Below are 5401 nucleotides of genomic sequence, written 5' to 3' on the forward strand. Positions count from 1 at the left end.
TTCATTTGTTATTCCTTATTGGTTAAAACGCGTTGGATGTAATGGTAACGGAAAGCATGCCGTCTGAAAATGTTTGCACTCGTTGAATCAACGTTTCATTTTGTGAAAGACGATGGGCTGCTCCGGCGCGCGCGTGAGCTGTTTGGGCAGGGTCAGCATGGCGATAATCCACACGGAGAGGGTGTAGTAGAACACGCCTTGTCCGCGCATACCGGCCAATGCGGCATTGCCTAAGATGGCTTCAAAAATCAAGCCTGCCGCCGCAGAGGCACACGCTGCGACACCGGCAAGGAAGATGGCATAACGCGAATGCCGGCGCATCATTTTTTTATACGCCAGCTTGGTCAGTCCGCCTGCAATCGGCAGGTTGAGGAAGGCAAACATGCCGCAGACGAACCATGCGACGGAATCCTGCCAACCGCTTTGCCATACCCACGCGCCGTCTTTGACCGTGACCAACAGCCCTTGGCCGTCTGAAAAGGCAATTTGCACGATATTGTGCAATATCATCGCCAGCGGCAGGGTGAGGAACATCAGTGCGACCAATAGGGGGCGGTAGGGCTTTTCTTGAGTCAGGTACATGGCGGCTTGCCTTGGGAAAATAAGTTGAAATGATAGCAGATCGGCGGTTAATTCACGTTAGTCTGACGCCGAAATTGCTGACAAAAACAGTCAATTAAAAAAGAAATGAAAAATTCTTTTTTCTTGGCAAACATTGGTAGATAAAGGGTAAGAAAACGTTTTCAGACGACCTAATCTATTATTTTTATATGAACCGAACAGAAAATCTTTGCATTTCTCCGTAAAATCTACTAAATTCTTAATAACATATTATAAAGACCTGAAATCTGGAACCCAAACCGAAACTGCCTTCCGCCATTTACGCTCGGAAACTCAGCAGGCAAAAAGTTTCACACACAACAAAACCAAAAAATAATTCCTCTGAAATCAGTTGTTTATAATGATAGATAACCACAAGGCAAACCATGCCTGACTTTAGTAGGAGTAAAACCATGGCTGAAGCAACCGATGTCGTATTAGTAGGCGGCGGCATTATGAGCGCCACTTTGGGCGTATTGCTCAAAGAACTCGAACCATCTTGGGAAATCACCCTGATCGAACGCTTGGAAGATGTAGCGTTGGAATCATCAAATGCATGGAACAATGCCGGTACGGGACACTCTGCGCTGTGTGAATTGAACTATGCGCCCCTGACTGCCGATGGCACGATCGATCCGACCCGTGCCCTCAATATTGCCGAACAATTCCATATCAGCCGCCAATTTTGGGCGACTTTGGTCGAAGAAGGCAAACTGACCGACCGCACTTTCATCAATTCCGTCCCCCATATGTCGCTGGTGATGAACGCCGACCATTGCAGTTATCTGCAAAAACGTTTCGATGTGTTCAAAAACCAAAAACTCTTTGAAAAAATGGAGTTTTCTACCGACCGCGCCAAAATCGCCGAATGGGCGCCGCTGGTTGTCAACGGTCGTGATGAAAGCCAACCCATTGCCGCCAACTACTCCGCCGAAGGTACGGACGTTGATTTCGGTAATCTGACCCGCCAAATGGTGCAATATCTGCGCGAAAAAGGCGTGAAAATGGAATTCAACCGCCATGTTGAAGACATCAAACGCGAATCTGACGGCGCGTGGGTACTCAAAACCTGCAACACCGAAAACCATGAAGACCATTTGACCCTCCGCAGCCGTTTCGTGTTCCTCGGCGCAGGCGGCGGTGCACTGACCCTGCTGCAAAAATCCGGTATTCCGGAAGGCAAAGGTTACGGCGGCTTCCCTGTTTCCGGCCTGTTCTTCCGCAACAGCAACCCTGAAACCGTTGCCCAACACAATGCCAAAGTGTACGGTCAAGCTTCCGTTGGCGCGCCGCCTATGTCCGTTCCGCACTTGGATACCCGCAACGTGAATGGCGAGCGTCATCTGATGTTCGGCCCATACGCAGGCTTCCGCCCCAACTTCCTCAAACAAGGCTCGCTCATGGATCTGCCGATGTCCATCCAAATGGACAACCTCTATCCTATGCTCCGCGCCGGTTGGGCTAATATGCCGCTGACCAAATATCTCTTGGGCGAATTGCGTAAAACCAAAGAAGAACGCTTTAATTCGCTCTTAGAGTATTATCCGGAAGCCAATCCTGACACTTGGGAACTGATTACCGCCGGTCAACGCGTACAAATCATCAAAAAAGACCCGAAAAAAGGCGGCGTACTCCAATTCGGTACCGAAATCGTCGCCCATGCCGACGGCTCGCTGGCCGCATTGCTGGGTGCGTCCCCAGGCGCATCAACCGCCGTGCCTTTGATGATTAAGCTGGTCAACCAATGCTTCCCAGGTCGTATCGAGGCATGGTCAGGCCGTCTGAAAGAATTGGTGCCTGGCTACGGTATCAAGCTGAACGACAATCCGACTTTGGCGGACGAAATCATCAGCCACAACGCGACTGTTTTGGGTATCCATCACTAAATTAAAGCAGACACAAAGGCGGGCATTCTTGCCCGCCTTTTTTCAAACCATTAAAATAGCGGCATTCAGGCCGTCTGAAATCTAATCTGCGGCAGCATGTTGCACGATTTAAACCCGAAAATCAGCCCCAATAGAAAAACGCCATGACCGATATTCTCAACAAAATCCTTGCTACCAAAGCAGAAGAAGTGGCCGCACAAAAAGCAGCCGTTTCTTTGGAAGACATCAAAGCCCAAGCGCAGGCTGCCGCGCCGGTTCGCAGCTTTATCGGCTCGATCCGTGAAAAACACGCGCAGAATCTGCCAGCCATTATTGCCGAAGTCAAAAAAGCCAGCCCGAGCAAAGGCCTGATCCGCCCTGATTTTCATCCTGCCGAAATCGCCGTTGCCTATGAAAAAGCGGGTGCGGCCTGTTTGTCCGTGTTGACGGACGAACCTTATTTCCAAGGCTCGCCCGAGTATTTGAAACAGGCGCGTGCGGCCGTGGCGTTGCCGGTCTTGCGTAAAGATTTCATCATCGATGAATACCAAATCTATCAGGCTCGCGCGTGGGGTGCGGATGCGGTTCTTCTGATTGCCGCCGCCTTGGAAGCCGGGCAGCTTGAGCGTTTTGAAGCCGTTGCCCACGAATTGGGCATGACTGTATTGTTGGAGTTGCACGATGCGTCCGAGCTGGAAAAATGCTGCAACATGACCACGTCGTTGTGGGGCGTCAACAACCGCAACCTGCGTACGTTTGAAGTGACTCTGCAACAAACCCTCGACCTCTTGCCTGAATTAAACGGCAAAACCGTTGTAACCGAAAGCGGCATCCGCAACAAAGAAGACGTCGATTTCATGCGCGGCCACGGCGTGCATACTTTCCTGATCGGCGAAACCTTTATGCGTGCCGACGATATCGAAGCAGAAGTCAAAAAACTGTTCTAAACCTAAAAAACATCAGGCCGTCTGAATTTTCAGACGGCCTGAATCCATTGGAGACGAGAAAAAATGTTTACCGTACAGCGCATTTACGCCTATCAACCCGATTCTAAACAAACCGCCGTCTTTATCGACCGCCTCTATCCGCGCGGCGTCCATAAAGAAGTTTTCGCTACGGCGCTCTGGCTCAAAGACATTACGCCCAGTGCAAACCTGCGCCGCTGGTATCATGAAAATCCGGCTGAGAATTTTGACGGTTTTGTCAGCCGTTATCACGAAGAGCTGCAAGGTGATGCCGAGCAGGCTGCTATCAAGCGGCTGCTGGATTTGGAAAAACAACACGGCAATATCTTGTTGCTGACCGCCATCAAAGACCCTCGACATTCCCACGTCTCCGCACTGGCTCAATTTTTGGGCGCAACGTTTGAATATCGCGATTAAAAAATCAGTGTTTGAGCTGAATACAAAAAGGCCGTCTGAAACTTGCATTTCAGACGGCCTGCTATTTTCAAATCAAGAAGGATAACGGTGTGCTACCAATTTTCCGTCTATGTATTCGCCGATATAGACTTGCGAGGCTTCAAGGTGGAGGCGGTCGAGTTCCTGTTGCAACCACTCTTCATCACGCTTAATGATTTCGAGGATGTCGGGGTCAACTTGGCCGTCTGTAATCAGCGGATAGCGCAGGCTCTCGTCGCCGTACTGGATGACGGTGAGCTGGCCGTTTTGCTCCATGACGGCGCGTTTGACGGCAGAGATTTCGTAGATGCCGGCGGCGCGGAGTTTGAACATGAGGTCGTGTGCGCTGATGCCGTTTTTCATGCATTCATCGGTTTGGATTTTGCCGTTGACGATAACCCAGACGGATTTGCCGTCAATTACGGATTTGACCCAGCGGTTGTGGTTTTTGATGAATTTCAGGCTCAAGACCAACAGCGTCCACAAAATCAGCACGAGGAAAAATTGCAACAGGCCGACGCTGTCGCTGTAAATCACGCCGCCGATGATGCCGCCGAGTACATAGTTTTGCACTTGGTCCATGGCGGAGGTCGGCGCGAGGTTGCCTTTGCCTAAGAGGTTGATTTGCAAAATCAAACCTAAAATACCCATCAGTAGTTTGAGGGCGAGCAGGGAGTATGCTTCCATGTGTGTATCCTGTTATTCTTTATCGATGAGTTCGATATTGTTGTTGACCAAATTGATGGGCGTCAACGTGTAGGCGGAGAAGTCTTGATTGAAATGGACTTCGTAGTATTGGTTTTTGATGCCGATAATCATACCGTTGAACAGGCGCGTGCTGTTGACGATGATGTCTTGTTTTTCAACTTTTTGGTTTTCAATCAAGGCATTGAGAAAACCCACCATGCGCGAAGTATCGGCGGCAAAGTTTTGACGCTCGCTGTACGAAAGATATTGCGTGCCGCAGATGAGGATGAGCAACAACAGCGCAATAATGCTCAGGTCGCGGTATTTGGTGTCCATGCGGTGGCGCAGGTATTGCGATATGGCGAGCAGGAGGATGACGAGGGCGGCGAAAATCAGGACGTATTTCAAGTAGTCGTTGAAATACATATGGTTTTCAAGATAAAAGTGGGAAAAGAATTTCATGGTATTCAGTAGCTTTGAGGAGGGTAATAAGGCCGTCTGAAACATAAATTTCAGACGGCCTTGTCTATTAAACAAGGATGTTGCGTCAAGGTTTCGGATAAAGCATACATGGCGCTTCCCGAAGTAGCATCAGTTGATAAATCCGTCGTCTTTCATTTTCTTTTCGGAAAAATACTGGCTGATGACCAGTAAGCTGGCCAGAATGATAATGAAAAGACCTGCCATGGTCAGGGTGATTTTGAGAAACAAATCGGCATCGATGAAGGAAAACCAAAGTTGCAAAATCAAGAGCAACACCCAGCTGACGAACAATCCGAGACAGGCATAGACGCCGAGTTTAAACACGTTCTTTTTCCAAAATGACGACGTAGGCTTCACGCACGAAAA

Annotated in this window: 7 protein-coding genes; 3 read left to right on the forward strand and 4 right to left on the reverse strand. The window is 49.4% G+C overall.

Annotation, left to right across the window (positions count from 1 at the left end; genetic code table 11):
* Positions 1 to 87 precede the first annotated feature (87 nt).
* Positions 88 to 582, reverse strand: a complete 495-nt coding sequence (locus ACTHSP_RS17370) for a hypothetical protein (protein WP_070590457.1) — start codon at positions 580 to 582, stop codon at positions 88 to 90.
* 431 nt (positions 583 to 1013) lie between these two features.
* On the opposite strand from ACTHSP_RS17370, the gene ACTHSP_RS17375 reads away from it, so the two are divergent.
* The 3 genes from ACTHSP_RS17375 to ACTHSP_RS17385 all read left to right on the forward strand — a co-directional run bounded on the left by ACTHSP_RS17375 (position 1014) and on the right by ACTHSP_RS17385 (position 3847).
* Positions 1014 to 2486: a malate:quinone oxidoreductase gene (locus tag ACTHSP_RS17375; protein ID WP_440346538.1), complete on the forward strand. Its 1473-nt coding sequence runs from the start codon at positions 1014 to 1016 to the stop codon at positions 2484 to 2486.
* A gap of 143 nt (positions 2487 to 2629) precedes the next feature.
* Positions 2630 to 3412, forward strand: coding sequence for an indole-3-glycerol phosphate synthase TrpC (trpC, locus tag ACTHSP_RS17380; protein ID WP_440346539.1), 783 nt, complete (start codon positions 2630 to 2632; stop codon positions 3410 to 3412).
* A gap of 63 nt (positions 3413 to 3475) precedes the next feature.
* Complete coding sequence (locus ACTHSP_RS17385; RefSeq protein ID WP_440346540.1) at positions 3476 to 3847, forward strand: DUF488 domain-containing protein; 372 nt, start codon at positions 3476 to 3478, stop codon at positions 3845 to 3847.
* Positions 3848 to 3919: 72 nt separating this feature from the next.
* On the opposite strand, the gene ACTHSP_RS17390 is transcribed toward ACTHSP_RS17385, so the two are convergent.
* The 3 genes from ACTHSP_RS17390 to ACTHSP_RS17400 form a co-directional block, all read right to left on the reverse strand.
* A complete protein-coding gene (locus ACTHSP_RS17390; RefSeq protein WP_440346541.1) occupies positions 3920 to 4552 on the reverse strand; it encodes a DUF421 domain-containing protein in 633 nt (210 codons plus the stop codon).
* A 12-nt stretch (positions 4553 to 4564) separates the two neighbouring features.
* On the reverse strand, positions 4565 to 5014 hold the full coding sequence (locus ACTHSP_RS17395; protein ID WP_440346542.1) for a DUF3290 domain-containing protein: 450 nt from the start codon (positions 5012 to 5014) through the stop codon (positions 4565 to 4567).
* 129 nt (positions 5015 to 5143) lie between these two features.
* A complete protein-coding gene (locus tag ACTHSP_RS17400; RefSeq protein ID WP_101756320.1) occupies positions 5144 to 5359 on the reverse strand; it encodes a hypothetical protein in 216 nt (71 codons plus the stop codon).
* Positions 5360 to 5401: the final 42 nt, after the last annotated feature.

This window comes from Neisseria sp. P0001.S005, from assembly GCF_051963715.1.

Coding starts and splice junctions, on each gene's coding strand:
- ACTHSP_RS17370 (WP_070590457.1), bottom strand. CDS start 582: ATGTACCTGACTCAAGAAAAGCCCTACCGCCCCCTATTGGTCGCACTG.
- ACTHSP_RS17375 (WP_440346538.1), top strand. CDS start 1,014: ATGGCTGAAGCAACCGATGTCGTATTAGTAGGCGGCGGCATTATGAGC.
- trpC (WP_440346539.1), top strand. CDS start 2,630: ATGACCGATATTCTCAACAAAATCCTTGCTACCAAAGCAGAAGAAGTG.
- ACTHSP_RS17385 (WP_440346540.1), top strand. CDS start 3,476: ATGTTTACCGTACAGCGCATTTACGCCTATCAACCCGATTCTAAACAA.
- ACTHSP_RS17390 (WP_440346541.1), bottom strand. CDS start 4,552: ATGGAAGCATACTCCCTGCTCGCCCTCAAACTACTGATGGGTATTTTA.
- ACTHSP_RS17395 (WP_440346542.1), bottom strand. CDS start 5,014: ATGAAATTCTTTTCCCACTTTTATCTTGAAAACCATATGTATTTCAAC.